This is a genomic window from Caballeronia sp. SL2Y3, from assembly GCF_022879575.1.
In the GTDB taxonomy this organism is placed as follows: domain Bacteria; phylum Pseudomonadota; class Gammaproteobacteria; order Burkholderiales; family Burkholderiaceae; genus Caballeronia.
Genome location: NZ_CP084260.1, coordinates 2080995 through 2105907 on the forward strand (window position 1 = coordinate 2080995; position 24913 = coordinate 2105907).

Here is a 24913-nt window from a genome sequence, read left to right on the forward strand (position 1 = left end):
TCGTCCCCTGCATCAATATGCGTTGGTGTGGCGTAGTCCCTTGAAGATCGTAGCGGCGATGATTCTCATATCGAGTCCGAACGACCAGTTACCGAGGTAGTACAAATCGTGAGCGACGCGTCCTTCCATTTTTTCAATCAGATCAGTTTCCCCGCGAAAGCCGTTAACCTGGGCCCAGCCGGTGATGCCCGGCTTGATCCGGTAACGATGGATATACCCCGACACGACCTTCTGATACAGGTCGTCATGCTCCAGTGCGTGCGGACGCGGGCCCACAACGGACATGTCGCCGAGCAGAACGTTGAAGAACTGCGGCAGCTCGTCGAGGCTGGTACGGCGCAGAAATGCTCCCACACGGGTCACGCGCGGATCGTTGCGCGTGGCCTGGCGAAGCACGCCGGCCTGTTCCGTATGCACACGCATGGAACGGAACTTGTAGATCTTGAAGACGCGGCCATCCGCGCCCTTGCGGCGTTGCTTGAAAAGCACCGGTCCGCGCGACGTGAGCTTGATCGCAATGGCAATGGCGATGAGCAACGGCGACACGGCGATGATCGCAAGCAGTGCGAACAGACGGTCGAAGATTTCCTTCTGCAGCAGCGCGCTTTGCGACAGCGGCGAAGCCACGAGATTGATCGCCGTTTCGCCGAGCAGATCGGTCACGCCCGCTTCGAAGAGCGCGAGACTGCGCACATCCGGAAGGAATCGCACGTTGACGAGATCGTCGCGAAACTCGTTCACGAAGCGCAGGATGGTGCGCTCCTCCGACAACGGCAACGCGAGCCAGACCTCATGCACGTTCTGCGTGCGCACGAAGTTCACGAACGCGTCGTAGTCTTCGTACACCGGAACGCGCGTGTTGAGCCGGCCCGCTTCCGGCGCGACGTTCAGCGCGGCGGTCACACGAAAGCCGGAGTTCTTCGCGCGGTCCAGCTTCTTCGCGATGGAGTTGCCATGCCTGCCGCAACCCACGATCGCCACCTGATGCAGGTTCATGCCCGCGTTGCGCATGCGCGCCAGCACGACGTGCATGGCGAGCCGTCCCGCGATCATGAGCCCGCCCGATACCGCCGTCCAATAGGCGAACCAGAGGCGCGACACGTAGTCGAGGCGGTGCAGCGAGAACATCAGCGCAAGCGCGCAGCCCTGCACGACCAGCCAGCCGAGCGACACCTGGCAGGCGAGCATCACCTTGCTGCGGCCGCGCCATGATTCATAGACGCCGAAGCCCGGAAACAGCGCAAGCGAAAACGCCGCCGCGAACGCGACGAACGCTGCCGAATGCGCATGTGCCTCTATGTACTCGAACCTGATCTGCGACGCCACCGCCGCGCCGCCGACGATCATGGCGACGTCGAACAGGCGCGCGAGCAACCCTTGTAAATCGCGCATGTCTCTTCCCCGAACGATTCAACTTGCTGAAGAACTACCTGTGTCTCCTCCTCGCATGCCGGTCTTGGTGTGTTGCCCGCCGTTGCAAGAAAGCTGTCTCACTGCCCCCGAAGCGCTACTCAGTTGCGGCCGTACTTGTCGTCGAAACGCACGATGTCGTCCTCGCCGAGATAGCTGCCCGACTGCACTTCGATCATTTCGAGCGGCACCTTGCCCGGGTTCTCCAGACGATGGCGCACGCCGAGCGGAATGAACGTGGATTCGTTCTCGCTCAGGAGGAACTCTTCGTCGCCGCGCGTGACGAGCGCCGTGCCGCACACGACGATCCAGTGTTCTGCGCGATGGTGATGCATCTGCAGCGACAGGCGCGCGCCCGGCGCCACGACGATGCGCTTCACCTGGAAGCGTTCGCCATGCTCGATGGAATCGTAGAAACCCCAGGGGCGGCGCACCTTGCGATGCGTGTCCGCTTCGGGCGCATGCTGTTCGCGGATGCGGGCGACGAGGCCCTTGATGTCCTGCACGCGCGAACGGTCCGCGACGAGCACCGCGTCATCCGTTTCGACGACGATGATGTTGGTCGTGCCCACGCACGCGACGAGACGTCCGCCTTCCGAGCGCGCATAGCTGGAGGTCGCGCCTTCGAACACCACGCGGCCGCTCGCCACGTTGCCCGAGTCGTCCTTGTCCATCGCGTCCCACACGGCATCCCACGAGCCGAGGTCCGACCAGCCCGCGACGAGCGGCACGACCACGCCTTCGAACGGCGCGTTCGCCGTGCCGATGTGCTCCATCACTGCATAGTCGATCGAATCGGACGGCGCGCGTCCGAACTCGCCCGCGTTCGGACGGAAGAACTTGCCGTCGGCCTTGCCTTCGCTCAGGGCCGCGCAGCAGGCCGCGTGCATGTCGGCGTTGAGCGCTTGCAGCGCCGCAAGCCACACGCTCGCGCGCACCACGAAAATGCCGCTGTTCCACCAGTACGTGCCCGCCGCGACGTATTGCGCGGCGACTTCGGCGGCCGGCTTCTCGACGAAGCGCTGGATCCGATGCGCGCCGTCTTCGAGCGCATCGCCGAGACGGATGTAGCCGAAGCCGGTGTCGGGGCGCGTCGGCGGAATGCCGAGCGTCGCGATCATGCCGCGCTCTGCGTACCCCGCCGCGACCTCGATCGCGCGATGCAGCGCGGGGATGTCCGCGATGGAGTGATCGGCGGGCATCGCCACCATGATCGCGTCGCGGCCGTCCTTGCATGCGGCGAGCGCGGCGAGCGTGAGCGCGGGCGCCGTATCGCGGCGCGCGGGCTCGACGATGATCTGCGCCGTCACGCCGCTTTCGCGCGTCTGCTCTTCCGTCGTGAAGCGATGCTCTTCGCCGCATACGATGATCGGCTCGGCGCTGACATCGAAGCCGCCCTTGAAGCCTTTCATGCGCGAAACGGTCGCCTGCAGAAGCGAGTCGCGGCCGACAATGCCGATCAACTGCTTCGGAAACTGCTCACGGGACATCGGCCACAGGCGCGTGCCCGAGCCGCCGGCGAGAATGACCGGCACGATCCGGCGGCAAGGCTCGGCCGTCATAGCCGAGCCTGCCTCCTCACCGCTCCTACCTACCATCACCTCACCTTCCGTGCGTGCCTCATTACTCATCGTAGGACTCCTGCCTGCATGTTCGTGTGCGCGGCGCTGTGTACCACTGGCCGCCCGAGAATGATTGGCCCGCGGACCAAGATGGTCCGGCCAAATGTTCGACGCTTTGCGCCACCCCTGTCCGCTATCACACACAAGACGGCGCGCATTCTTGTACCTTCGACCTTCTGTCTCCTGCCATGCCGTGCCGCGCTTTAGCCGTTGGCTTCGCGACGGCTCTGCATCCGGTATTCGGTCGGCGAGATCAGAAGACGCTTGCGGAAAATCTTGGCGAGCCGGTCGCCGTTGCCCATGCCGCTGCGCCGCGCGATCTTGTCCACCGGCAGTTCCGAGTCGGTGAGCAGCGCGCAGGTGACGGCTAGGCGTGCCTGAAGCAAATAGTCCGATGGCGTGATGCCCATCTCGATCTTGAAGCGGCGCAGGAAGTTGCGCTCGCTCATGGCGGCGACCTGCGCGGCATCGACCACGGAGATGGGTCTCTCGCAGTTGTCCTGAAGCCAGCGCGCCGCCGCGCGAATCTTGTCGCCCGCGGAGGCCGCGCCGCTGTCGCCGAGAATCGACACGAGCTTCGCAGCCGAGCCCGGCATCAGGCGTTCGGCGACACTGCGCGATACGTCGAGGCCGAGATCGCGCTTCACGAGCATGAGCGCGCCCTTCATCGACTCGTAGCGGTCGCCGCCGTCGGCGGACGCGTCGTCGCGCAGCTGGATCATCGCGTTGCCGTAGCGCGCCTGAGCATCGCCGCCGATGCCCGCTGCTTCCAGCACCTTGCGGCCTTCGGAGATCGCCTTGACGACCGTGGTCTTCGAATTCATGCGGCGCACCCATTCGACGATGCGCTCGTCCTTCGCCGCTTCTTCAGCGCCGCGGCCGCCCGCGACGAAGAGCGCGTCGAAGCCGCCGTAATGGCGCGCGTCGAGTCCGTCGGTCCAGACGCGCACCGACGAGGCGCAGGCCACGTTGCCGCCTTCGACCGACAGGAATCGCACGTCATAGGTGCATTCGGCGCGCGTCTTCAACGACGACAGTTCGTTTGCCATGTGAAAAACTTCAGCGACGATCCCCGCGCCCAAAAGCGAGAATCCGTCGAACAGCAGTATCGCGATGCGTTTGACCTCGACCTGCGACGGTCGCGTCGAGGGAGGCGTCCAACCCATCACAGCGGGTTCGAGTGTGGCGTAAGGCATGGTCATCCTCTGCAGCTTTGTTTCCAGGGTGCGGAAGAGTTACTCGGCCATTGCGTTGCATCAAGGCGTTTCCCGAACTTCGCCGGGTTGCCGTGACCGATGGGAACGAGACGTTGGCGGAATCGGTCCGCTGGTGTGAATAATAAGCAGACAAAGATTATTTGTGGACTGATTTTCGCGCCTGAACCACAAAACCTGTCCGGTTATGAGGGTGAGCGCACATTGATAACCCGCTTCGAATCAGGATGACCGCGCTTATCAAAGCGGATCGGAAAAGAATTGCCGATTCCTCATACAAACGGTTACACGATTCTTTGATGCGGTGTAAATAGTCTTCTGTGCGATGGGACACCGACCCGGCCGCAAACCCGCTCCGGCCGGCCCTGAGCGGGTTTCAGACTAATTGCGCGATGTCTCGCGGCCGGCAAAACTGATTCATTCGTGAAACATCGGTCGACAAGCCAACGAGCTGATGTACAGCGCTAATCGGCAATTCCTGGTTCATGCGCAGGGAAGCGGTTGGATGTCGATTCCAATTTCCGTGCAAGGCATTTAATGGGATTTCAAGGAATCGATTAACTCCACTTCGTTTTCATAATCCCACCGGAAACCGAAAGCGATCGCTCGTTAAAATGCCGGCGGATTAATTATTAAGCGACATAATCCGCTGGCTTAAAATCGGGGCCGATGTTGCGCTGCGAACCGCGCGCGCAGGCCCGCGACCAGCGCACACGCGGGGCTTCGCCCTTCGGACATTTCCGCCAATTGCTAGTTGTTTGCGGCGGCGCAGGGAAAGCGCATTAGATACCGATGCTCATGGTTAGCATGTAATCGTCGGGTGAAAGCGGTGAGTTCGTACGAGGGATGGCGCAAGCTCGAAAGGAATTCGAAGGCCGACCATCGTGCAAGAATTCATCGGTCAGGTTTTCCGACATTTTCGCCAAGCGCATTAATGACGTCGCGGATGTCCTGTTTCAATTCTGATATGTCGCGCGGCGGCGAAGCGAACATGCGTAGCTTCGCGTGACGCATTCATCCGACGAAGGGCATCCGCGCGTGCGTGCGCGCACGGTCGCGCAGGGCCGCGCGCGCCATCGTTGGCCCACTTCGCGCGCGCCGCGCTCATCTGCCGAACGTTCGTACCATGAAGCCATATCCACGTATGCGTCGCCTGACGATAGCCAGCGCCGCGCTCTTGACGATCACCGGCTGCGACAAGGCGGCTTCCGACGAAGCCCCGCCGCGCGAGTTGCCCGCCGTCGCGGTACAACGCACGGCGTCCGATACGCCCGCGTTCCGCTGCGAAAGGCCTGCATCGCCGGTCAGCGCGGCTGCCGCCACGAGCGCGAACGCTGCCGTCATCGAAGCCGATACGCCCGGCAGCGACCGCACGCGCATGTTCCCGCTCGATGCGCCGCTGCGCATTGCGATTACGACGCGCGCCTCATCCGCCGACACGGTGAACTGGCAGATCCGCGATGCTTGGAACACGGTGAAGGCGAGCGGCCGCTTCGCCGTCGATGCGAGGGCCGCGACGGTCACGCTCACGTGCAGGTCTCGCGCGTCGGGCTACTTCGCGGTGAGCGCATCGCTCGAATCGGCCAAGCAGGCGTTGCCCATGCGCGGCACGCGGCCCGCCGGCATCGCCACGTTCGGCGTGCTGCCGGACGTGTCGTCGGCGCTGCCTGCCGTGACGTTCGCGCATCCGGACGAGCATCGCTTCGGCGGCCAGGGCGCGGCGTATCTGAAGCCGGGCGAAGGATGCTGCTCGGGCGACGGCTATCGGCCGCTGTACCCGGACCTCGGCCTCACGTGGGTCAACGACAACCGCAACTGGTACATGACGGAGGAGAAAGGGCCGAACACGTTCGATGCATCCAAGGACAATCTCGCGCCCTTCTTCAAGCCCGGCAACCTGTTGCGCCTCATTCAGCTCGATGGCATTCCCGCATGGGCGAGCCCGACGAAGACGACCACGCACAGCTACGCGCCCGCATCGCTCGATGCCTACCGCGACTACATGAAGCGCGTCGGCGACGAATCGAACGCGGTGCAGAAACGCTGGTTCCCGCGACAGTCGCACAACTACTATCAGGTGACGTGGGAGCCGGACTATGAAGGCGGCTTGCCGTGGCGCGACTCCGACGCCAATCTCGTCGCGATGTACAAGGCCACGCACGAAGCCATTCACGCGGGCGATCCGAACGCCGTCGTGATGGGCCTGACGCTTTCGAATCTCGCGTCGAATGCGGCGTGGCTCAAGCGTCTCGCGCCGCTCGGCATCGGCAAGTATCTGGATGGCGTGAGCGCGCATGGCTATTACGACGTGGGCACGTCGCCGTCGCATCCGCCGGAACGCTTCGATGCGAACCCGGCGACCGCCGCCAAAGCGATGCCCGCCGCCATGCGCGAACTGCGCCGCACGATGAGCGAAGTCGTGAAGCCGGGCGCGAAGCTCTTCGTCACGGAAACGGGCGTGAGCTACGACATCGGCAGCAAGTACGGGCCGAACACGCCGAACTGGAACGTGCTGTACGCGCAGGGCGCAGTGCTCGCGCGCACGCATCTGATGCTGCTCGGCGAAGGCGCGGACGTGAGCTTCGTCTTCTATGCCGCCGATCCGCCCGAGGTGGGCTACGGCGTGTTCTTCGATCTCGTCAACGCGCAAGGCGGATTCGGTCAGAAGCTCATCAGCCCGAAGCCGGCCGCGATGGCCGTGGCCGCGATGACGCGCATCGTCGACGGCACGACGACGCTCGGCTATCTCAACGGCACGCCCAAGGGCGTCTATGCGTATGCGTTCCAGCGGCTCAATGGCGGCAAGGTGGTCACGGCGCTCTGGACGCACAGCAACGCGTCGTGGCCCGGCGCGAACGGTTTCGACGCGACGCATGCGGTCGACTACAGCCTCGCCGTGGATGCGCCGGGCAAGTCTGGAACGGTGACCGTGTTCGACATGATGGGCAACGCATCGACGATGCCGTATAGCGACGGCCGTGTGGCGCTCAAGCTGACCGAAGCGCCGGTCTACGTCGTCTCCACCAACGCCGATGTCATGCGCGCGAACGTCACGAAACCAGTGGGTTACGCCGGCCAATAAGTCCATGGCACGACTAAGCGATCTTTAGTCGTTTAATACCAGTGCTGCGGCGGCCTGCCGCATGCACCCTCACGCTACACTGTTCGCGCCGGGCTGAGACGGTTCAGCGGGGACCGGCAACAACATTCATAACGATTAAAGCAAATGACCAACGCAATGGCGATGTTGAGCGAAGCGGATTTCATGACAGTGGTACGGCTCGCGCCGCTCGTTTCGATCGATCTGATCGTGACCGACGGCAACCGGCGCGTGCTCGTCGGACAGCGGCGTAACCGGCCCGCGCAGGATACGTGGTTCGTTCCGGGCGGACGGATCGCGAAGGACGAATCGCTCGATGCGGCCTTCAGGCGCATCGTGCATAACGAACTGGGTGTCGCGAGTGCGGAGCGATCGTCGGCGCGATTCTATGGCGTCTTCGAGCATCGCTACGACGACAATTTCGCGGGAACGCCGGGGTTCGGCACGCATTACATCGTGCTGGCTTACGCAATGAGCTTGAGTGGGTCGGTGCCGATCGGACGATTCGATCAGCACAGCGGATACGAGTGGCTACTCGCGGATGAACTGCTGGCACGCGAAGACGTGCATGAGAACACGAAGGCGTATTTTCGGTAACTGCGTGGGGCAACTGCATAACCGCTTCGAGGCGCGATCAGCGCCTCGAAGCGTATTCAACACGGCTTAGGCATCGACAGGAAGTTCGTCTTCCGCATCACCGGATTCGATCTCGAGCGGCTCGATCACCGGAGCCGGCGCCGGCGCAAACTGCGAGCGCAGATACTCCGAGAATTCATCGCGCACTTCGGGGTGACGCAGCGCGAATTCGACCGTCGCCTTCAGATAGCCGAGCTTGCTGCCGCAATCGAAGCGCTTGCCGCGATACCGGTACGCCAGCACTTGCTCTTGCGAAAGGAGCGTCTCGATTCCATCGGTCAACTGAATTTCGCCGCCTGCGCCGGGCTTCTGCGAGCGCAGGAATTCGAAGATGCGCGGCATCAGCACATAGCGGCCGACCACGCCGAAGTTCGACGGCGCGACTGCCGGCTCCGGCTTTTCGACCACGCGCGAGAGCTTGAAGAGGCCGTCGTCCCACGGCTTGCCTTCGATCACGCCGTACGAGCGCGAATCCTTGCGGTCGATCTCTTCGACGCCGATCACCGACGAATGGTAGTGGTCGAACACCTCGACCATCTGCGCGAGCACCGGCGGCTGGCCGTCGAGCAGGTCGTCCGCCAGCACTACGGCGAACGGCTCGTCGCCGACGAGCTTCTCCGCGCACAGCACCGCGTGGCCGAGACCGAGCGCTTCGGCCTGACGCACGTACATGCAGGTCACATGGCTCGGGAGAATGCCGCGCACGAGTTCGAGCAGCTTTTCCTTGCCGCGCGCTTCGAGCTCGGCTTCGATCTCGTACGACTTGTCGAAGTGGTCTTCGATCGCGCGCTTGCTGCGCCCGGTCACGAAGATCATCTCGGTGATACCTGCGGCCATCGCTTCTTCGACCGCGTATTGAATCAGTGGCTTGTCCACCACCGGAAGCATTTCCTTCGGGCTCGCCTTCGTTGCAGGAAGGAATCGCGTGCCGAGGCCCGCCACCGGAAATACCGCCTTGCGCACTTTTAGCATCGGCTCACCTTGTTGAATTGTTGTACGAGGCAGCGCGCCGCCGTGTGAGCACCGGCCGCCTCTTCGTAGAGTCGCAATCGCCCGATTTCATCAGACGACACGAGTGGCATCAGCTTATTCGTCCGATATCGAAATCATCTGCCAACACATCGTCATTTTCAGACTGGCGGCGCGGCGACTGTTGGCTGCCGCGTATAGTGCGTCGCATGTGTGCTTACTTTTCCCGCTTTCGACGTTCTTTCGCGAACAAAGGGGATGAAAGGGAAAAAGGGAGAAAGTCGATGATGTACGCCAGTGGTACGGGCAGGCTCGAAGCGGTGCGCTCGCCCGAACGTCATGCGCCGTCCGCCGACACGGCAAAGCGGATCGGCATTCTGATCTTCGAGGACTTCTCGCTCGTGGAAGTCAGTTCGATCTCCGAGGTCTTTTCGCTCGCGAATGAAGTGCGCCTGCCCGCGGCCGGCGTCGAACGTGGGGAGCCGCACGCTTTCCCGCAGCGCACGCCGAACTATTCGCTGCAGTTCGTGTCAAGCATGGGGGGCAGCATTGCAAGCAGCTGCTCCATGCGCATCTGGACCGAAAGCATCGAAGCGCGCTGGATGAACGACTGCGATGCGCTTTTCATCGCGGGCGGCGCGGGCGCGCGGCTGGCTCGCCAGGACGCGCTCCTGAGAAAGCAGTTGGGCCGCGTCGCGCCGAAGATTCCGTTCATCAAGGCCATCGGCGAAGGCGCGCACATTCTTGCGGCGGCGAATTTGACGCTGCAGAATCGGTCGCTCGATTTCAACGAAGAGCCGGGCGCGCAGGCATTGTCGTCGGCGCTGTCGCCGGCGTTATCGAATGCGCTGTGCATCGCCGAGCAGACGCTCACGCTCGACGATCCGAAAGGCCCGATCGCCGCGGCGCTCTCGATGGTCAAGCGCGATTACGGCGCCGCCGTGGCCCGCGAAGTATCGGAGCGGTCCATTCCGGGCGCGTGGCAGAAGCTTGCGATGGTGCTCGACGACAGCGACAGCGTCGGCGTGCGCCAGAAGATCGACGCTGCCGCGCGCTGGATCCGCGAGAACTACGTGAAGCCGATTTCCATCACGGATGCGGCACGCGTCGCCGCGATGAGCGAACGCAACTTCTTGCGGCGCTTCAAGGCGCAGATCGGGCTCACGCCGTCGGAATACCTGTTGCGGGCGCGCCTGGATGCAAGCTGCATGCTGCTCGCCGCGACGGACTTGCCGGTGGACAAGATCGCGCGGCGCTGCGGCGCGGGCAGCGGCGACGGCCTCGCGAAGATTTTCCGCAAGCGCCTTTCGATTTCGCCGACCGAATATCGGCTCGCCGGCCGCAGAAAGCAGGCGGACAGTTCATAACAACATCGTCACATCGACGGATACCTAAGACGGATACGTATGCAAGAACGGGTACTGTGGATTTTTTCTAATCTCGGGGATGCGGCGCTTTTACTGCCGCTCGCGTTGGTCTGTGCGGTCTGGCTGCGCTCGGTGGCCATGCGCCTTGCCGTGCGCTGGGCCGTGCTGCTCGGCATCGGCATGGGCCTCGTCGGACTCTCGAAGATTCTGTATGCGGGCTGCGGGCTGGAACTGGCGGCGGTCAATTTCCGCATGATCAGCGGGCACACTATGCTCGCTGCGTCCATTTATACGGTCGCGGGCGGACTGCTCGCGGGCAGCCTCGGCGGCTGGTGGTATCGGCTGGGCGCGGCGGGCGGTCTTGGCCTCGCGGCGCTGATCGGCGCGAGCCGCATCATTCAGGACGCGCATACGCCGAGCGAAGTCGTCGTGGGCTGGGTGCTCGGCGCGGCCATCGCGACGATGCTGCTCGTGCGCGTGTTCGAGCAGCCGCGCAAGATGCCGCGCGCCGTCGTGGCGGGCGTCGGTCTGCTGGCGGTGTCGTCCATTGCTTACGGACATCACGCGCCGTTTCAGCGGCTGATCGAGCATTACTCGTGGTGGCTGTGCAAGGGGCTCGGCCTCTGACGCCACGCCTCACGCCGTGCGTGGCGCACGGCGAGCGATCCCCAAGTATGGTCCTCTGTTGATTACAGGCTCATATTCACGATTCGGGATCTCGGGATGGACCGCTTCCTTGCAATGAAAGTCTTCGCGCGCGTGGTCGAGGCGGGCAGCTTTTCGAAAGCCGCCGACGCGCTTCGCCTGCCGCCCGCGAGCGTGTCGCGAACGCTGCAGGCGCTTGAAGCGCATCTCGGCGCGCGCCTGCTCAATCGCACGACGCGCAGCATCAGCATCACCGAAGACGGCGAAGCCTATTACGAGCGATGCGTGCGCGTGCTCGGGGAAGTCGACGACATGGAGGCGTCGCTCTCGCGTTCGAAGCTGAGTCCCAAGGGCAACGTCAAGGTGAGTCTGCCGCAAGTGATGGCGAAGAACACCATCATTCCCGCGCTGCCGGAGTTCTTCGCGGCGTATCCCGATATCGGCATCGAACTCGTGCTCACGGACCGGCAGGTGGATCTGGTGGAAGAAGCCGTGGATTGCGTCGTGCGCGTGGGCGCGATCGGCGATGTGGGACTCGTGGCAAAGCGCATCGGCGCTTATACGCAGATCACGTGCGCGTCGCCGGGCTATATCGAGCAATACGGCGAGCCGCAGACGCTCGACGACCTGGACCGGCATCTGGCCGTGGGCTATGTGCTCAACAAGTCCGGACGCGTGCGCAACTGGGAATTCCTCGTGAACGGCGAAACGCGCGCCGTCGCGCTCAAGTACAAGATCGCCGTCAACGACGCGGATTCGTACGTCGCGTGCGGTCTGTCGGGGCTCGGGCTGATCCAGAGTTCGAGCTATACGCTCGATCCGCATCTGAAAAGCGGCGCGTTGCGCCGCGTGCTCGCGGACTATCCGGCGCAACCGCGCGTCGTGTCGGTGCTGTATGCGGCGAATCGGCATCAGCCGCGGCGCGTGCGCGTATTCATCGACTGGGTCGCGGAACTGTACGCGCGCCTGCCGGCGTTTCAGGAGAGCGAAACACGGTCCTAGCGGTCCTAGCGTCGAGCGATCAGTTCGCCGCCTTCGCCTTCGTGACCTGCACGCTTTGCAGCACCGGCGCGGCGGCCGTCTGATACTCCGGCACCCATCTGCGCAGATCGCGGCGCACTTCGTCGTCCGACAGCACGCGATGCTGCATGAGCCACGGCAAGAGTTCGTCGATGAACCCGTCCGGCACGCCCCGCGCTTGCGCAATGCGCAGTTTCGGATGCGGCGTGCGCGTGGTGGTTTCGTCGTCGGCGAGCAGTTCTTCGTAGAGCTTCTCGCCCGGACGCAAGCCCGTGAACACGATGCGAATCTGCTCTTCGCTATAGCCATAGAGGCGAATCAGGTCGCGCGCCAGATCGACGATGCGCACCGGCTGCCCCATGTCGAGAATGAAGATCTCGCCGCCCCGCCCCATGCTCGATGCCTGCAACACGAGCTGCGCGGCTTCGGGAATCGTCATGAAGAAGCGCGTGATCTCCGGATGCGTGACCGTTACCGGGCCGCCCTTCGCGATCTGCTGCTGGAACTTCGGGATCACGCTGCCCGCGCTGCCGAGCACGTTGCCGAAGCGCACGGTCTCGAACTGCGTGCGCGGCGCGGTCTGCTGCAACGCCTGACACGTCATCTCGGCGAGGCGCTTGCTCGCGCCCATCACGTTGGTCGGGTTGACGGCCTTGTCGGTGGAAATGAGCACGAAGTGCCGCACGTCATGGCGGATCGCCGAGCGCGCGACGCGCAGCGTGCCGAGCACGTTGTTGCGCACGGCCTGCCATGCGTTCTGCTCTTCCATCAACGGGACATGCTTGTAGGCCGCCGCATGGAAGACGATATGCGGCGTGAAACGCGCCATCGTCTGATCGAGCAGCAGCGAGTCTTTCGCGTCGCCGACCACCGGCACCACGGAGAAGTCCGGAAACTTCTCGTGCAGCTCTTCGATGAGGCGATACATCGCGTATTCGCTCAAGTCATACGCGACGAGTTGCGCCGGCGAGAAACGCAGAATCTGCCGGCACAGCTCCGAACCGATGGAACCGCCCGCGCCCGTCACCATCACGACGCGCCCGTGCAGCAGTTGCTCGACGTGCGGCATGTCGATCTTCACCGGCTCGCGGCCGAGCAAATCTTCAAGGTCGATCTGGCGCACGCGCGAGAGGAAACCGCCCTCGCCTTGCGTCAACTGATTGAGCGCGGGCAGCACCATCACCTTGACGCCCGCGCGCACGCAGAGCGTCGCGACCCGCCGCTGCTCATCGACGGAGGAAGACGGAATCGCGATGATCGCGTAGTCGGTCTTGTACTGCTCCGCGACCTTCGGCAAGTCGCTGAACGAGCCGAGCACCTTGTGGCCGAGCACTTCGCGGCCTTGCTTGGCGGGATCGTCGTCGAGCAGGCCGACGAGACGCCATTCCGACGACCGCGCGAGTTCGCGCGCCAGCATTGCGCCGGCCGTGCCCGCGCCGAGCACGATCACCGGCTTGCCCTGCCCGACGAGCCCACCGTACAGATAAAACTCCTTGCCCGCGCGATACAGCGCCCGCGCGCCGCCCATCGCGAGAAACAATAGCAGCGGCGCGACAATCAGCACCGAGCGCGGAATGACGGGCGTGGGCTGCGCCATGACAGCGCCGATCATCACGACGAGCGCGCCGACCACCACCGACTTCGAAATGCGCATGAGATCAGGCAGGCTCGCGAACACCCACATGCCGCGATACAGCCCGAAGACGCGGAACATGACGCCGTACACGGGCAGCACCCACGTCAGCGCAACGAGCGCGCCGTGCCGGAAGTCATGCGGCACCGTGCCGTTGAAGCGGATCAGGTAAGCGGCAAGCCAGGTGCCTGCGACCGCGCAAAGGTCGAACGTGAAGGCGCCTGCGGAAAGCCATGAAGCTTTGAATCGAATCATCCGCGACTACCTCGAGAGTGTTCGGAGGCCAGCGCCGCGTGGCGCCGCCAGCATGTATCGACTGCGAGTCCCGCCACCACCAAAACGATAGCCCAGGCCGCGACCGCGACCCACTGCCCCACCGGCGCAAACGCGAGCGCCAGGTTGGCCAGAACGACGCCCGCCAGCATCAGCGCGTACCAAGCGAGCGCGGTGCGCGCGTGGCCCACGCCGAGCCGCACCATGCGCTGATAGTAATGCTCGCGATGCGCCTGCCAGAACTGCTCGCCGCGCGCGAGGCGCCGCAGCAGCGTGACGGATGCATCGCCGATGAACGGGGCAAACACGAGCGCCGGAAACCAGACCGGCCACGTCCCCTTCAGCCAGCCCCAATAACCGAGTGCTCCTGCGAAGAATCCTAGAGGAATCGACCCTGAATCGCCTAGAAATATTCGTGCCGGATGGAAGTTGAAGAGCAGAAATCCCGCCGCCGCGCCCGCGAGGGCCGCGCTGGCGATGCCCAGATCGATCTGCGGCACGGGGCCGGACAGCGCCGCGACCGCGTAGCCGCCGAAACCGATGAGCGCCATGCCGCCCGCGAGCCCGTCCGAACCGTCCATGAAGTTGTAAAGATTGACGAGCCAGACCATCAGGAAACCGACCGCGACCAACGCCCACCACGGCACCGGAGCCGGGTTCAGCAAGATCAAGAATGCGACAGCAGCGACATGCGCTCCGAACCGGACGCGCGCAGGCAGGCCGCGGCGATCGTCGATCTGCGACACGGCGGCGAGCGCGGCGGCGAGCACTGCGGCGAGCCACATCGACGGCGTGAGCAGCAGCATCGTGATGACGGCGACCGGCACGATGCCCCATCCGCCGACACGCGGCGTCGGGCGAGTGTGCAGCGAACGATCGTTCGGGATATCGGTGGCGAGCCGCCACGCGAGACCGGTGCGCAGCAGCGCGAACAGGATCGACGCGCAAACTCCGAGCGACGCAGCCGCGACCCATACGGCTGCTGTCCACGGCGAATGCACGAGGAAAGGAAACAGCGAGGCACTCATTTCCCGATTGGCCTTGTGTACGTTTTTTAAGCTAAGCCGATGATGCCGGTTCCGCGCTGACCCGCGTGTTACCGCCACTTATCGGTTGTTACCGGACGTTAACTCGCCGCGACCCGGCGGGAATTAGCGTCCTTCTGCCGCACGTTGCTGGAGAAACCACGCGGCGGTGGCTGCGAGACCCGCCTCCAGCGAGTACGAGGGGCGCCAGCCTAGCACATCGCGGATATGCGCCGAATCAACACGCAAGCTGCCGGTGAGCCGCTCGACCTGCGCGGTTTTGCCGGTGAGCCGTCCCGCCGCTTGCAACAGCCCGACCGGCACGGGCAGAAGACGCGCCGGACGCTTCAGATGATGCCCGAGCCGGCGCGCGAGTTCGGCGACGCCGGGATTTTCACCGTCGGTTACGTGGAAGATGTGGCCGGCCGCGCGGGGATTCGTCGCGCATTCGACGAGCGCGCTCGCCAGGTTATCGACATAGACGAGGCTTCGTTGCGCCGTCACCGCGCCGATGGGCAGCGGCATGCCCTTCGCGATCGCCCGCATCAGCGCCAGAAAGTTGGCCCGCACCTCGGGCCCGTAGACGAGCGGCGGACGCGCGATCACGATTTCGAGCCCGGTGCGCGCGCCGAACTCCTGGAGCCTGACTTCGGCTTCCGCTTTGGAGACGCCATACGCGTCCGGCGGACGGCGCTCGTCGGTTTCCTTCAGCGGCTCGCCGTGGTCGAACTCCGCGAGCGCCTTGATGCTGCTCACGAAGACGAAGCGCGTCGCGCCGGCGCGACGGGCGGCATCGGCGGTCTGGAGCGCCCCGTCGACATTGACCGCGCGAAACGCGGCGAGCGGATCGGCGGCGGCGTCGCGCATGACGTGCACGCGCGCGGCGAGGTGAATCACCGCATCGCAGCCTTCGAAGACGGTGGGCGTGATGGCATCGAGCGATTCGATTTGAACGGTATGCGGCCCCGCGCTCTGACGAACAATGCCTAGCGGTTCTCTGCCCGCGTCGATCAGCGCCCGCGTGACCGCGCGGCCGACGAAGCCGTTGGCTCCTGTGACGGCGATGCGCCCGGTCATAGCCATTTCCAGCCGAAGCGGCTGAAGAACTTGTACGCCGACGCGATGAAGAGCTTGATGTGCGTCCAGCCCTTGCCGGCCGCGTCGCCGCCATGATGCAGCACGCGCACGGACGGCACGTAGGCCACGCGCGCGACGTCGTGCGTGCGCAGGCTCAGGTCGTAGTCTTCGAAATAGAGGAAATAGCGCGGATCGAAGCCACCGAGCTTCTTCAGGACTTCGGTGCGAAACAGCATGAAGCAGCCGCTGACGATGGGCGGGTCCCAGACGATGTCCTTGTCTCCGATCACGTCGCGCATTTCGTATCGCGCGAGTCGCGCTTTGAATGGCTTTCTCAGGCTCCGTGGGAGGAAGCCGCGAATGAAGAGGTCGAACACTGTCGGGTAGCGGCGGCAGAGGAATTGTCGGCTGCCGTCGTCTTCGATGATCTGCGGCGAAAGAAGACCGACTTCCGGGTGAGCGTCCATGAAGGCGAGCGCGTGGGTCAGTGCGTCAGCGTCTAGTTCGATGTCGGGGTTCAGGATGACATGGTAACGGCTAGACGTGCGCTCGATGGCTAGATTGTGGCCGCGGCCGTAGCCGACGTTGCCCTGGCCTTCGATCACGTGAGTCTGGCGCGCAGCTTCCCGGGCAAACGCGGATAGGTCGAATCCATCGTCTGTGCCGTTGTTTATTAAATACAGTGGTGCAGAGGCGCTTTGATCGGCAAGCGACAGGCGATGCAGCGCGGTATCGAGCGTATGCAGCGTGCGTACGAGGAGTTGCCGATGCGGGCGGTACACAACGAGAGATACGCTTATCAATGGGGCTGAGCCTGCGCTGGCGTATTGGGAGTTCAACTGCATCCTTGGTGACTGAATCCTGGATTTGCGGCATGTTTTGTCGGACGACGCATGCGGCATTTTCCCTGAAATCGGCCGCGCGTAGGAAATAATCGAACGCGGCTAACCGGCGGGATCGATGGCCCTGCGCTACTCTAGACGCCTGCGAACCGAGAATTCTCCGAAGGTGCTCGTCTCGGCGCTCTTTCAAACGTTAGTGAATTCATGCGCGAAGCAAATGCTTGAGAGCAATCAGCGTATGAGCGTTGGGCTCGTGCAAGCGCGCGGGCTACTCTCTCTGATTGGCATGACGCGGCCTCCGCCGCGTCACCGTCACGTTGAAAGAACGACGTGTGCTTCGAAGTTCCGATAGGGAGGACGGTTGTGAACAGGTGGACCCGCAGTTCAGGAGGCGCCGAAATCGAATTCGACGCAGCAAGTCACTTGACTTACTCGCTGCTTCAATCTCATCTCTATTACGGAACCATTGGTGTCGATCGCGCAAGAATACACTGGCATATCCGGTCATTTTCTTGGGGTGAGGATTGGATTTCTCAGGACTAGCAAGAGGCCTAGGTTCAACACAGATTAACTCCGTACCGTGACCCCTGCGCCTCGCTTCCCCTTTCACAATGGAATTGCACGCGCAATGACATCACTGATGCGCCACAAGAAACTAATACAAGCAACGACGCGGACAAGCGCCGTTGCTGTCAGCGTTTAACGCTGCGGCCGGCGCGCGCTCTCCGCTCTTCTCTAACAGCGTGCACCGCGAATCGGTTTTATTAATGCGCCTGCGGCTCTGGGACGCTGCTTCCGCGAGGGCCTTCGGAGCCTGAGTGCTGCCGGACGCACGCGTGCTATGACTGGCAGCCCCCAACGAAAAGGAGCAGCGACTGAGGATACGTCCGCGCGGACGCCACGACCAGCTTTGTGTTCACCCAAGTCCAATCACAATCTTTTCAAGCGCTATTGCTAGGACGGGTGCGCAACGGTAAGGCTGCCGCTCCGATTCGCGTGGGCCCGACTGCAGTGAGCAACATACCGGACCTTCGATGGCAACGATGCGCGCGCTAGATCCGGAACAATCGTTATTCAACAGACGCCACGTAACGATAATACCTATGGCGACCCCATCGCCCACTACCCATCTATCCGCGATATCTGAGACTTAACATGTAGCCAGATTGACAACTGCCGCTCCAGGTACTTTCGAAAGATGTTATCGCCATTGCGTGCAAGGGTCGTAACTGTATTGGCTGTCGCATGCCGCCAATGGCCGAAAACGAGCACGGTGTCGTTTCGCTTGAGCGGATGCAACCATTCAGCTTGACTGGTCCATGCCGTAGCGCGCGCGAGTTCTCCCACCGTTGAGTCACGAAAATATGGCTGTGCTGCTGACGGCTTCATATGCAAGGCATACAAAGATCGACCATGTCTTTCAATGGACTCTATGTTGGACACCGTACCCACAAGCGTGACCGGAAAAGAAGTTGCAGTCTTACCGAGCCAACGATAGGCTGCGAGGAACCGCGCTTCGTCGTAATAGAAGTCTTCCCAGGTTACTGACATCCCATTGAAGACGAACTGGAGACGCTCACTCAGATCGGAATCGCTCGCACACAAACTTCGAAGTTCAATAACTCGCTTCGCCGCGTTAATGTAGGCAGACAGAAGATGGCGAGGGTCGCTTGAAAACAACGCACTGCCGTGTCCTGCCATATCGCCCTTCGGAGATATTCTCGAACGCTTTGAATCCGTGTCTACGTCGCGTATATCATCAATCGCAAGCAGCCGAAAACGATATTGTCCTCGTTCGATGGCCTGCAAGAGACCAAACGAACGACGCGCAATGACTTTTAGTTGCTCGTCGACATCGAACATGCAGCGCTCGTTATGCGCCCCCTTCGGAAACAAGCGGAAATAAGCCTTGACCGCGTAGGCTTTGCCCCGACTCTCGCGTGCGTGCTGCGGAACGTAACTGACGGGCGCGCTGCAAGACACACATCTCAACGGCGGAGGATCTTGGAGACAACCGATCGTCTCGGCGGAGACTTCTTGCCCGTCCATTGTCCTAGCTACCCACATTCTTGCAGCCATCTTTCTCCCTCGTTGTTCATTTGCGAGACACGGTGAAGACCATGCAATGACGCGATGATTTGATGCCACTTCCTGTTCTTTCAGCGCGCGCTAGTCAACCCTGGCGTCTCTGCGTGCGCTGACCGCAAGAGGAGATCGCGGGGCGGATACGAAAGTGCGGGCGACGGCTCGCTTGGTGAAGCCTCGGCTGGCACGTTCCGAAAGCCAGCGCGCTAGCCCGGCGCCGATCTTTTTCCGCGCGATGCTGTTTTTACGGTAAGCACCTCGCGGCGGCCGTCGTAGACGCCGGCGCGGCACGAGATCAAAGTAGTGCCCATCATTTTCGATTTGATGGACACCACTGTGACAGAGTCGGAAGCCAAGCCGGGTAGCCGCAAGGGACGCCCGAACCATGATCCGGAATTTCGACGCCGGCTTGCGGCCGCGGCATGTGAGCCTGGCGTGTCGGTCGCAAAGCTGGCCCGGGAGAGTGGCATTAATGCAAACATGCTGTTCACATGGCGGCGTCGGTATCGCGAGCAATTGCAGGCCGAAACGACTTCCATGATTCCAGTGGCGGTGGTCCATGATACGCTGCCCGCGCACGTGGCGATGACGCCGGAAGCACGGGACGTTGGCAATCGGACGCCACTCGCCGGGACGATCGAGATTCGAATCGGCAGCGTAGTCGTCAAGGTTGACGGCGTCGTCGATGCCGATACGCTACGGGTCGTACTAGCGAGCGTGCGATCGTGATTGCGCTGCCTACGGGTACACGCGTCTGGCTGGTGGCAGGCGTCACCGACATGCGCTGCGGATTCCAGGGACTGGCGGCGAAGGTACAAACGGCGCTCGAGGAGAATCCGCTGGGCGGCAACGTGTTCATCTTCCGCGGTCGTCGCGGCGATCTCGTGAAGGTCCTGTGGGCGACCGAGGACGGGCTCTGGCTCCTCGCAAAACGGCTTGAGCGAGGCCGTTTCGTCTGGCCCCAGACCGATGGCGGCAAGGTCTATCTGACGGCGGCGCAACTGTCGATGTTGCTCGAAGGCATCGATTGGCGGCAGCCGCGTCGGACCGCTGCAATGTCGATGTTGTAAACCGCCCGGAAGGCTCGTAAACTGCGCCGCATGTCGAACGGCGCCGAATTTCCTGACGATGTCGAAACCCTGCGGGCCTTGCTGGCCGAGGCCCGTGCCCAGCTTGCCGAGCGCGATCTCGAGATCGAGCAACTCAAGGCGCAGATCGACAAGCTCAAGCGCATGCAGTTCGGACGCAAGTCCGAGCAGTTGGACCGCGAGGTCGCGCGGCTCGAGACCGCCCTTGAGGATCTGACCGGTGAGCGTGGCGTCGCTGATGTGCGACGTGCTCGCCAATCGAGTGCGAGCACGCCTGTCGGTGACGCGTCGCCGAAAGAAGCGCTGCCGCCGCATCTGCCACGCGAAGAGCGCGTGCTGGAAGCCGACGCGACCTGCCCGAAGTGCGGCAGCGCCATGCAGCCGCTCGGAGAAAATGTGTCCGAGCAACTCGCTCGCGTCTCGGCGATGTTCAAGGTGATTCGCACGATCCGACACAAGACGGTCTGTCCGTGCGGCCACCACTTCTCGCAGCCGCCTATGCCTGGCCTGCCGATCACGCGCAGTATCGCCCATCCAAGCCTGCTGGCCGACATCCTCGTCTCGAAGTACGCGGACCACACTCCGTTGTACCGGCAGTCGCAGATTGCCGCGCGCGATGGCGTGAAGCTCGACCCGGCCAGCATGGGACGCTGGGTCGGCCAGTGCGAGGCGCTTTGCGGGCCGCTGACCGAGGCGCTGCGCCGCTACACGATGGCAACGTCGAAGCTGCACGCGGACGACACGCCGATCCCGGTGCTCGCGCCGGGCAACAAGAAGACGAAGACCGGGCGACTCTGGGTGTACGTGCGCGACGACAGCCGTTCGGGCTCGACGGAGCCGGCTGCGGTGTGGTTTGCCTACTCGCCCGACCGCAAGGGCATCCATCCACAGACCCATCTCGCCGGATTCGAGGGCATCCTGCAGGCCGACGCCTACGGCGGCTTCAACGAGCTGTACGAGAGCGGGAAGGTCCGTGAGGTTGCATGTTGGGATCATGCGAGACGGTACATATACGACGTTCACGCCCGCACGCCCACCGAAGCGACTCGACAGGTGCTCGGATTGATCGGCGAGCTCTACGGCATCGAGGCTCACATCCGTGGCAAACCGGTCGCTGAACGGCTGCGAGTAAGACAGGAGAAAAGCGTGCCGCTGCTGGCGGCGATCAAGGCGTGGATGACGGACAAGCTCACGACGCTGTCGAAGAAATCCGAGCTGGCCAAAGCGATCCGTTACTCGCTCAACCAGTGGGATGCCCTCGTGCTGTATGGCGAAGAGGGCCGCGCCGAGATCAGCAACGCCTTGGCCGAAAACGCGCTGCGTTGCGTGAGTCTGGGCCGGAAGAACTTCTTGTTCGCGGGCTCCGACAGCGGGGGCGAGCGGGCCGCCGCTATGTACGGTCTGATCGGAACTTGCAAGCTCAATGGGATCAACCCGCGCGTCTACCTCGAATACGTCCTGACTCATATCGCGGACCATCCCATCAACCGCGTCGATGAACTGCTGCCCTGGAACATGGCCAGCAAGCTGCCTCCGCACCCTGACTTACCCGCGTCTACTGCCTGACTGCCGGCCAGTGAGAAGCACGTAGCCTGATTCCCCGATCATGCCTCACGCGAACGTCCCGTTGCGAACGGCCGTCGCGAGGTGCTTACTTTTTACGGTGGGGTTACGTCGCTGCTCTTCGGTTGTGGCAGCGGTGACGGTGATGAGCGTCCCGTTGCCGACGAACGCCGCTCGCCAACAACGACAACTGAGTTCGTGGGCACCGGAGGCACCCTCGCCCTTGCATCTCGCTGTGCGTCGGTCTTCTAACCCGGCCCTCGTAGGCCGGGCAAAGCAGAGCATCCCGGTTCGAGTACGCCGACGCCGGAGGCTGCACAACGCCTTAGAGATTGACGGTTAGAGGATTCTGTCGCTGGAGCAACGAAGGGCGCACTGCGGCGCATGGCCCGGCGGCTGTGACGACCGGAATTCTGAGCAAGACGTGAGTGCCCGGATTGATTGGACCCGTAAGTGGCGCGAGCGGAATCGCCAGTCGGCAATGAGGCAGACCACGCCAAGCGGCGTGGTCTGCACAAACAACGTCGATCGAGTTTGAAGTCAACGTCGCGTCGACGAACGGCCGAACCACTGCAAAGAAGAAGCCAATGAGGCAAGCTTCAGCATCATCGTCACGTCGATTCGTTGTCACCCGGAAAGCACATATGTCCGATGATGAACAGAGCCGCGGACGTGACGCAAAGCAACGCGGTTTCAACGATGACACCTGCGTCCCAGTCCTTGCTTGACTGAACCAGGTAGCACGCGCCGATCAACGAAAAGGCACTCAGCATATGGGCGAAGCGCCGATTGAGTCGCCGTTGAGCGCGATTGGGAGTTGCGACACTTTTCAGCGTCGTGACTAGACGCTCACCCAAAGGCAGTTTGGCCCCCACCGCAAGTTCGCCGTCGGGGGCGCCTGTTACGCGATAGGTGACGCCGTCTACCGAAACTCGAATCGACGAGCGGCGCTCTGCCTTCTCGAGTTCGGTAAGCATCGCGCTCAAGCGCGGCGGCAGCAAAATGCGGGATGACGCCTGAACGACGACACGGTCGGTCAGGATCAAGCCACCTGCATAGCGGACTTCTAGTACGGCGAGTTTCATAAAGCCTCCTTGGCTAATAAAGTAGCGGCCTTCGGCGGTTTGCCGGGCCAGACTACGGTGGTGAAATAAGACAGCGGTGGATCGTGCGCGACCCATCACTGATCGCGCAGCGAACCAGCGTGGCGGCGAGATGCTGAATACGGTGACGAGCAACGTCCTGCGACCACGCGTGCGCAGGCGTGTCCGCCGAACAGATAACTGTGTTGGTGTGAGACAACGGCTTCGTTCATAGCCGCAAGCGCGCTTGTCTTGCACGCAAACTTGAAGGACGACGCGACTGGGGACCAGCGCTCGGATACAACGATGGGAAACGGTGGCGGGTTGCTCAATAAACTCGCGTGCGAGCCGGGACTGCATTTTCCCCGAGCCGCCAGGCATAAAAGGAGTGGCAAGCGCGCGTCAGCCGTGCGCTTGGCAAGGTCGATGCGTGAATACGCGGTAGGTGCAACCAATATAGCGCCCCCATTTGATCGTTTCCGCTGGAAAGCTTCGTAAAAACGGCGTCTTTTCTGTCTGCTGGCGGATATCGATTTCACGGAGCGGGCAGCTCAAGCGGCGGTTGCCGTTCGAGCGCGATAGAGATCGGTTTGCCCGACGCTGCGCCACGGACAACTTTCGAGGGTTGGCTCTGGTTTAACGTGGCGGGCGCGCTGCGATATAACGAAACAGCGATTCCGGGTACCGGTATCACGGGCGCGAGCGCCCGCGAGAGCAAAGCCAGTCGATATGGGAAGCGAGGTTGTCCACATCTAAATAGCGCCGGTGCGTTGCGCGGAAGCGGTTCAACCTCGTGCGCACGAAGTAGTGCACGTCTGGCAAGGTCAAGACGCCATCCGGCACGGTCGGATGCAGGCTGCCGCCCGCTTCGCCTAGAACGGCGATACTCTCGACCGGACAGTCATGCTGAGACAGCACCGACCGCAAATGCCGCACGGCCGGCTTCGCTCGGCGCAGCGGCGACGTATGAATCGTCACGTCGCCACGGTCATCGACGACGGCCAGTTCATCGTCGTTGGGTCCCGGTTTGACCAGGCCTGTCCAGTGGAAGTGGTTCACGACGAACACGCCAAACGGTGTGATCGCGAGGCAATCAACCTGTGTTGTCGGGTTCTTGGTGCCCGGTGCATGTTCGAGTTCGATTGAATGGCGCACATGCGCCCGGCCATCGCACGCATGCTGAAAGATCGGCGCGATGCGCATTAGCAACGATTGGCTCACGCGTTGACGGCGTTCCGTACCGTTGGTCGCCTCTTTCCTTGTCCTCGGGGAATGGCTGAGGGTATCGTCAGCGGCGCAGGCCGTCTCGTTCGGCACGTCGTGCGTCGGTATTCCGTCTTGATTGTGCTTTCTCATTTGGTCCCTCGGCTTTCGTTGATAGGGGTGACTTTCAAGGGAAGTCATCGCATGCCACTGCGGTCTCATTTGCAAGTCAGGCCGCCACCCGCGCGACCGCGCCTGGCGGCATAGCTCGACCGAGCATCTTTGAGTGACGCGAGCGGTAATTGGCCAATAAGAAGGTGGATAGGTTGCGCTATGAAAACACCGCCAGGCGAACCTACGCGCATTGACACTCGTGCGGCTCGCTTTCCAGCAGCAAGCTTCGCAATGCCGCGATGCGCTGCTGCTGAGTTGGGATGAGGCAAGTCTTTTGCTTGAGTCGCTCTAGCCGTGCGAGCCAATAAGACTGAGGCAGGTAGGCATGTAAAGACGGGCCGTGAGCGCGAGTGACGTGACGAATCACCGCTTCAAGATGTCGGATTTCGGCGTCCGCGCACCGTGCGGGCAGACGCACCGTTGGGGACGGTATGCTGAGGGCAGACGGACCTGTTGATCGTGCTAACCCTTGCCGGAGGGGATGCTTGCGCGCTGCACGCACTGGCGTGCGAGTGCGTTTGCGGTCGGACGGGTGTTCGATCGAACCGCGAGCATGGGTCGGCGCCGGTCGCTGGGCGGAATGCGCGCGGCAGGAACGTTTGTGTATTGGCATGTCTGCACTCATCTCGTTGGGACAAATCCAGCATGCCTGTGAGTTCACGATGTCAAGGCATAGGGACGGCATGAGGCCGGATTTCGATCTCAGTGTTCGCCTCCAACACCTCGAGCCTGCGAGGGCTCCGCCGCGCTCGGCGGTCGACCACGTTTATTAGACGTCGCTTTACAACCCGCGCTGACGCAACCGTTTTCCGACTGCGTGAAACGTTGATTTAAGTTGACGCAAAGCCCGCCTAATGCATTTGGATTCCTTATTAATGAGTCCGC

The 24913-nt window shown here is 62.6% G+C and carries 19 protein-coding genes; 8 read left to right on the forward strand and 11 right to left on the reverse strand.

What is annotated here, in order from left to right; genetic code table 11:
• Positions 1 to 12 precede the first annotated feature (12 nt).
• The 3 genes from LDZ26_RS09820 to LDZ26_RS09830 form a co-directional block, all read right to left on the reverse strand.
• On the reverse strand, positions 13 to 1392 hold the full coding sequence (locus tag LDZ26_RS09820) for an undecaprenyl-phosphate glucose phosphotransferase (protein WP_244847062.1): 1380 nt from the start codon (positions 1390 to 1392) through the stop codon (positions 13 to 15).
• 119 nt (positions 1393 to 1511) lie between these two features.
• Complete coding sequence (locus tag LDZ26_RS09825; protein WP_244847063.1) at positions 1512 to 2972, reverse strand: mannose-1-phosphate guanylyltransferase/mannose-6-phosphate isomerase; 1461 nt, start codon at positions 2970 to 2972, stop codon at positions 1512 to 1514.
• Between the two features lie 263 nt (positions 2973 to 3235).
• Positions 3236 to 4228, reverse strand: coding sequence for a GlxA family transcriptional regulator (locus tag LDZ26_RS09830; RefSeq protein ID WP_244847064.1), 993 nt, complete (start codon positions 4226 to 4228; stop codon positions 3236 to 3238).
• 1144 nt (positions 4229 to 5372) lie between these two features.
• On the opposite strand from LDZ26_RS09830, the gene LDZ26_RS09835 reads away from it, so the two are divergent.
• Together LDZ26_RS09835 and LDZ26_RS09840 are read left to right on the forward strand one after the other, a co-directional pair.
• Positions 5373 to 7328, forward strand: a complete 1956-nt coding sequence (locus tag LDZ26_RS09835) for a hypothetical protein (RefSeq protein ID WP_244847065.1) — start codon at positions 5373 to 5375, stop codon at positions 7326 to 7328.
• A gap of 162 nt (positions 7329 to 7490) precedes the next feature.
• Entirely contained in the window at positions 7491 to 7943 is a 453-nt protein-coding gene (locus LDZ26_RS09840; protein ID WP_244849145.1) for a GDP-mannose mannosyl hydrolase, read from the forward strand.
• Between the two features lie 66 nt (positions 7944 to 8009).
• Here LDZ26_RS09840 and galU read toward each other — a convergent pair whose 3' ends face one another.
• Positions 8010 to 8954 carry a UTP--glucose-1-phosphate uridylyltransferase GalU gene (gene galU, locus LDZ26_RS09845; RefSeq protein WP_244847067.1) on the reverse strand — a complete coding sequence of 315 codons (945 nt, stop codon included), beginning with the start codon at positions 8952 to 8954 and terminating at the stop codon, positions 8010 to 8012.
• A gap of 281 nt (positions 8955 to 9235) precedes the next feature.
• On the opposite strand from galU, the gene LDZ26_RS09850 reads away from it, so the two are divergent.
• The 3 genes from LDZ26_RS09850 to LDZ26_RS09860 all read left to right on the forward strand — a co-directional run bounded on the left by LDZ26_RS09850 (position 9236) and on the right by LDZ26_RS09860 (position 11965).
• Positions 9236 to 10318: a GlxA family transcriptional regulator gene (locus LDZ26_RS09850; RefSeq protein ID WP_244847069.1), complete on the forward strand. Its 1083-nt coding sequence runs from the start codon at positions 9236 to 9238 to the stop codon at positions 10316 to 10318.
• A gap of 39 nt (positions 10319 to 10357) precedes the next feature.
• Positions 10358 to 10945, forward strand: a complete 588-nt coding sequence (locus LDZ26_RS09855) for a phosphatase PAP2 family protein (protein ID WP_244847071.1) — start codon at positions 10358 to 10360, stop codon at positions 10943 to 10945.
• Between the two features lie 96 nt (positions 10946 to 11041).
• Positions 11042 to 11965 (forward strand): LysR family transcriptional regulator, encoded by a 924-nt coding sequence (locus LDZ26_RS09860; protein ID WP_244847073.1) that lies wholly within the window; start codon positions 11042 to 11044, stop codon positions 11963 to 11965.
• 19 nt (positions 11966 to 11984) lie between these two features.
• On the opposite strand, the gene LDZ26_RS09865 is transcribed toward LDZ26_RS09860, so the two are convergent.
• The 5 genes from LDZ26_RS09865 to LDZ26_RS09885 all read right to left on the reverse strand — a co-directional run bounded on the left by LDZ26_RS09865 (position 11985) and on the right by LDZ26_RS09885 (position 18696).
• Positions 11985 to 13871 (reverse strand): nucleoside-diphosphate sugar epimerase/dehydratase, encoded by a 1887-nt coding sequence (locus LDZ26_RS09865; RefSeq protein WP_244847074.1) that lies wholly within the window; start codon positions 13869 to 13871, stop codon positions 11985 to 11987.
• Entirely contained in the window at positions 13868 to 14917 is a 1050-nt protein-coding gene (locus LDZ26_RS09870; RefSeq protein WP_244847076.1) for a glycosyltransferase family 4 protein, read from the reverse strand. The genes LDZ26_RS09865 and LDZ26_RS09870 overlap by 4 nt, the downstream gene beginning before the upstream one ends.
• Before the next feature lie 123 nt (positions 14918 to 15040).
• A complete protein-coding gene (locus LDZ26_RS09875; RefSeq protein WP_244847077.1) occupies positions 15041 to 15991 on the reverse strand; it encodes an SDR family oxidoreductase in 951 nt (316 codons plus the stop codon).
• Positions 15988 to 16836: a glycosyltransferase family 2 protein gene (locus LDZ26_RS09880; RefSeq protein ID WP_244849146.1), complete on the reverse strand. Its 849-nt coding sequence runs from the start codon at positions 16834 to 16836 to the stop codon at positions 15988 to 15990. Before LDZ26_RS09880 ends, LDZ26_RS09875 begins: the two co-directional genes overlap by 4 nt.
• Positions 16837 to 17955: 1119 nt before the next feature.
• The gene (locus LDZ26_RS09885; RefSeq protein WP_244847078.1) at positions 17956 to 18696 is read right to left on the reverse strand and encodes a hypothetical protein; all 741 of its coding nucleotides are present in this window, start codon (positions 18694 to 18696) and stop codon (positions 17956 to 17958) included.
• 525 nt (positions 18697 to 19221) lie between these two features.
• Between LDZ26_RS09885 and LDZ26_RS09890 the strand changes: the two genes are divergently transcribed.
• The 3 genes from LDZ26_RS09890 to LDZ26_RS09900 are packed head-to-tail and all read left to right on the forward strand — an operon-like array spanning position 19222 to position 21572.
• On the forward strand, positions 19222 to 19647 hold the full coding sequence (locus LDZ26_RS09890) for a transposase (protein WP_008343400.1): 426 nt from the start codon (positions 19222 to 19224) through the stop codon (positions 19645 to 19647).
• A complete protein-coding gene (gene tnpB / locus LDZ26_RS09895) occupies positions 19644 to 19988 on the forward strand; it encodes an IS66 family insertion sequence element accessory protein TnpB (protein WP_008343402.1) in 345 nt (114 codons plus the stop codon). The genes LDZ26_RS09890 and tnpB overlap by 4 nt, the downstream gene beginning before the upstream one ends.
• Before the next feature lie 30 nt (positions 19989 to 20018).
• On the forward strand, positions 20019 to 21572 hold the full coding sequence (locus LDZ26_RS09900; protein ID WP_244847079.1) for an IS66 family transposase: 1554 nt from the start codon (positions 20019 to 20021) through the stop codon (positions 21570 to 21572).
• A 608-nt stretch (positions 21573 to 22180) separates the two neighbouring features.
• Here LDZ26_RS09900 and LDZ26_RS09905 read toward each other — a convergent pair.
• Positions 22181 to 22654: a hypothetical protein gene (locus tag LDZ26_RS09905; protein ID WP_244847080.1), complete on the reverse strand. Its 474-nt coding sequence runs from the start codon at positions 22652 to 22654 to the stop codon at positions 22181 to 22183.
• Between the two features lie 687 nt (positions 22655 to 23341).
• The gene (locus tag LDZ26_RS09910; protein WP_244847081.1) at positions 23342 to 24007 is read right to left on the reverse strand and encodes a nuclease-related domain-containing protein; all 666 of its coding nucleotides are present in this window, start codon (positions 24005 to 24007) and stop codon (positions 23342 to 23344) included.
• Positions 24008 to 24913 lie beyond the last annotated feature (906 nt).

Excerpts from the sequence above, each read along its gene's own strand:
- LDZ26_RS09860 (WP_244847073.1), top strand. The coding sequence starts at position 11,042 with ATGGACCGCTTCCTTGCAATGAAAGTCTTCGCGCGCGTGGTCGAGGCG.
- LDZ26_RS09880 (WP_244849146.1), bottom strand. The coding sequence starts at position 16,836 with ATGCAGTTGAACTCCCAATACGCCAGCGCAGGCTCAGCCCCATTGATA.
- LDZ26_RS09870 (WP_244847076.1), bottom strand. The coding sequence starts at position 14,917 with ATGAGTGCCTCGCTGTTTCCTTTCCTCGTGCATTCGCCGTGGACAGCA.
- LDZ26_RS09855 (WP_244847071.1), top strand. The coding sequence starts at position 10,358 with ATGCAAGAACGGGTACTGTGGATTTTTTCTAATCTCGGGGATGCGGCG.
- LDZ26_RS09850 (WP_244847069.1), top strand. The coding sequence starts at position 9,236 with ATGATGTACGCCAGTGGTACGGGCAGGCTCGAAGCGGTGCGCTCGCCC.
- galU (WP_244847067.1), bottom strand. The coding sequence starts at position 8,954 with ATGCTAAAAGTGCGCAAGGCGGTATTTCCGGTGGCGGGCCTCGGCACG.
- LDZ26_RS09910 (WP_244847081.1), bottom strand. The coding sequence starts at position 24,007 with ATGAGAAAGCACAATCAAGACGGAATACCGACGCACGACGTGCCGAAC.
- LDZ26_RS09835 (WP_244847065.1), top strand. The coding sequence starts at position 5,373 with ATGAAGCCATATCCACGTATGCGTCGCCTGACGATAGCCAGCGCCGCG.
- LDZ26_RS09865 (WP_244847074.1), bottom strand. The coding sequence starts at position 13,871 with ATGATTCGATTCAAAGCTTCATGGCTTTCCGCAGGCGCCTTCACGTTC.
- LDZ26_RS09905 (WP_244847080.1), bottom strand. The coding sequence starts at position 22,654 with ATGAAACTCGCCGTACTAGAAGTCCGCTATGCAGGTGGCTTGATCCTG.
- LDZ26_RS09840 (WP_244849145.1), top strand. The coding sequence starts at position 7,491 with ATGTTGAGCGAAGCGGATTTCATGACAGTGGTACGGCTCGCGCCGCTC.
- LDZ26_RS09875 (WP_244847077.1), bottom strand. The coding sequence starts at position 15,991 with ATGACCGGGCGCATCGCCGTCACAGGAGCCAACGGCTTCGTCGGCCGC.
- LDZ26_RS09885 (WP_244847078.1), bottom strand. The coding sequence starts at position 18,696 with ATGTTCGATGTCGACGAGCAACTAAAAGTCATTGCGCGTCGTTCGTTT.
- LDZ26_RS09900 (WP_244847079.1), top strand. The coding sequence starts at position 20,019 with ATGTCGAACGGCGCCGAATTTCCTGACGATGTCGAAACCCTGCGGGCC.
- LDZ26_RS09825 (WP_244847063.1), bottom strand. The coding sequence starts at position 2,972 with ATGACGGCCGAGCCTTGCCGCCGGATCGTGCCGGTCATTCTCGCCGGC.
- LDZ26_RS09820 (WP_244847062.1), bottom strand. The coding sequence starts at position 1,392 with ATGCGCGATTTACAAGGGTTGCTCGCGCGCCTGTTCGACGTCGCCATG.
- LDZ26_RS09830 (WP_244847064.1), bottom strand. The coding sequence starts at position 4,228 with ATGCCTTACGCCACACTCGAACCCGCTGTGATGGGTTGGACGCCTCCC.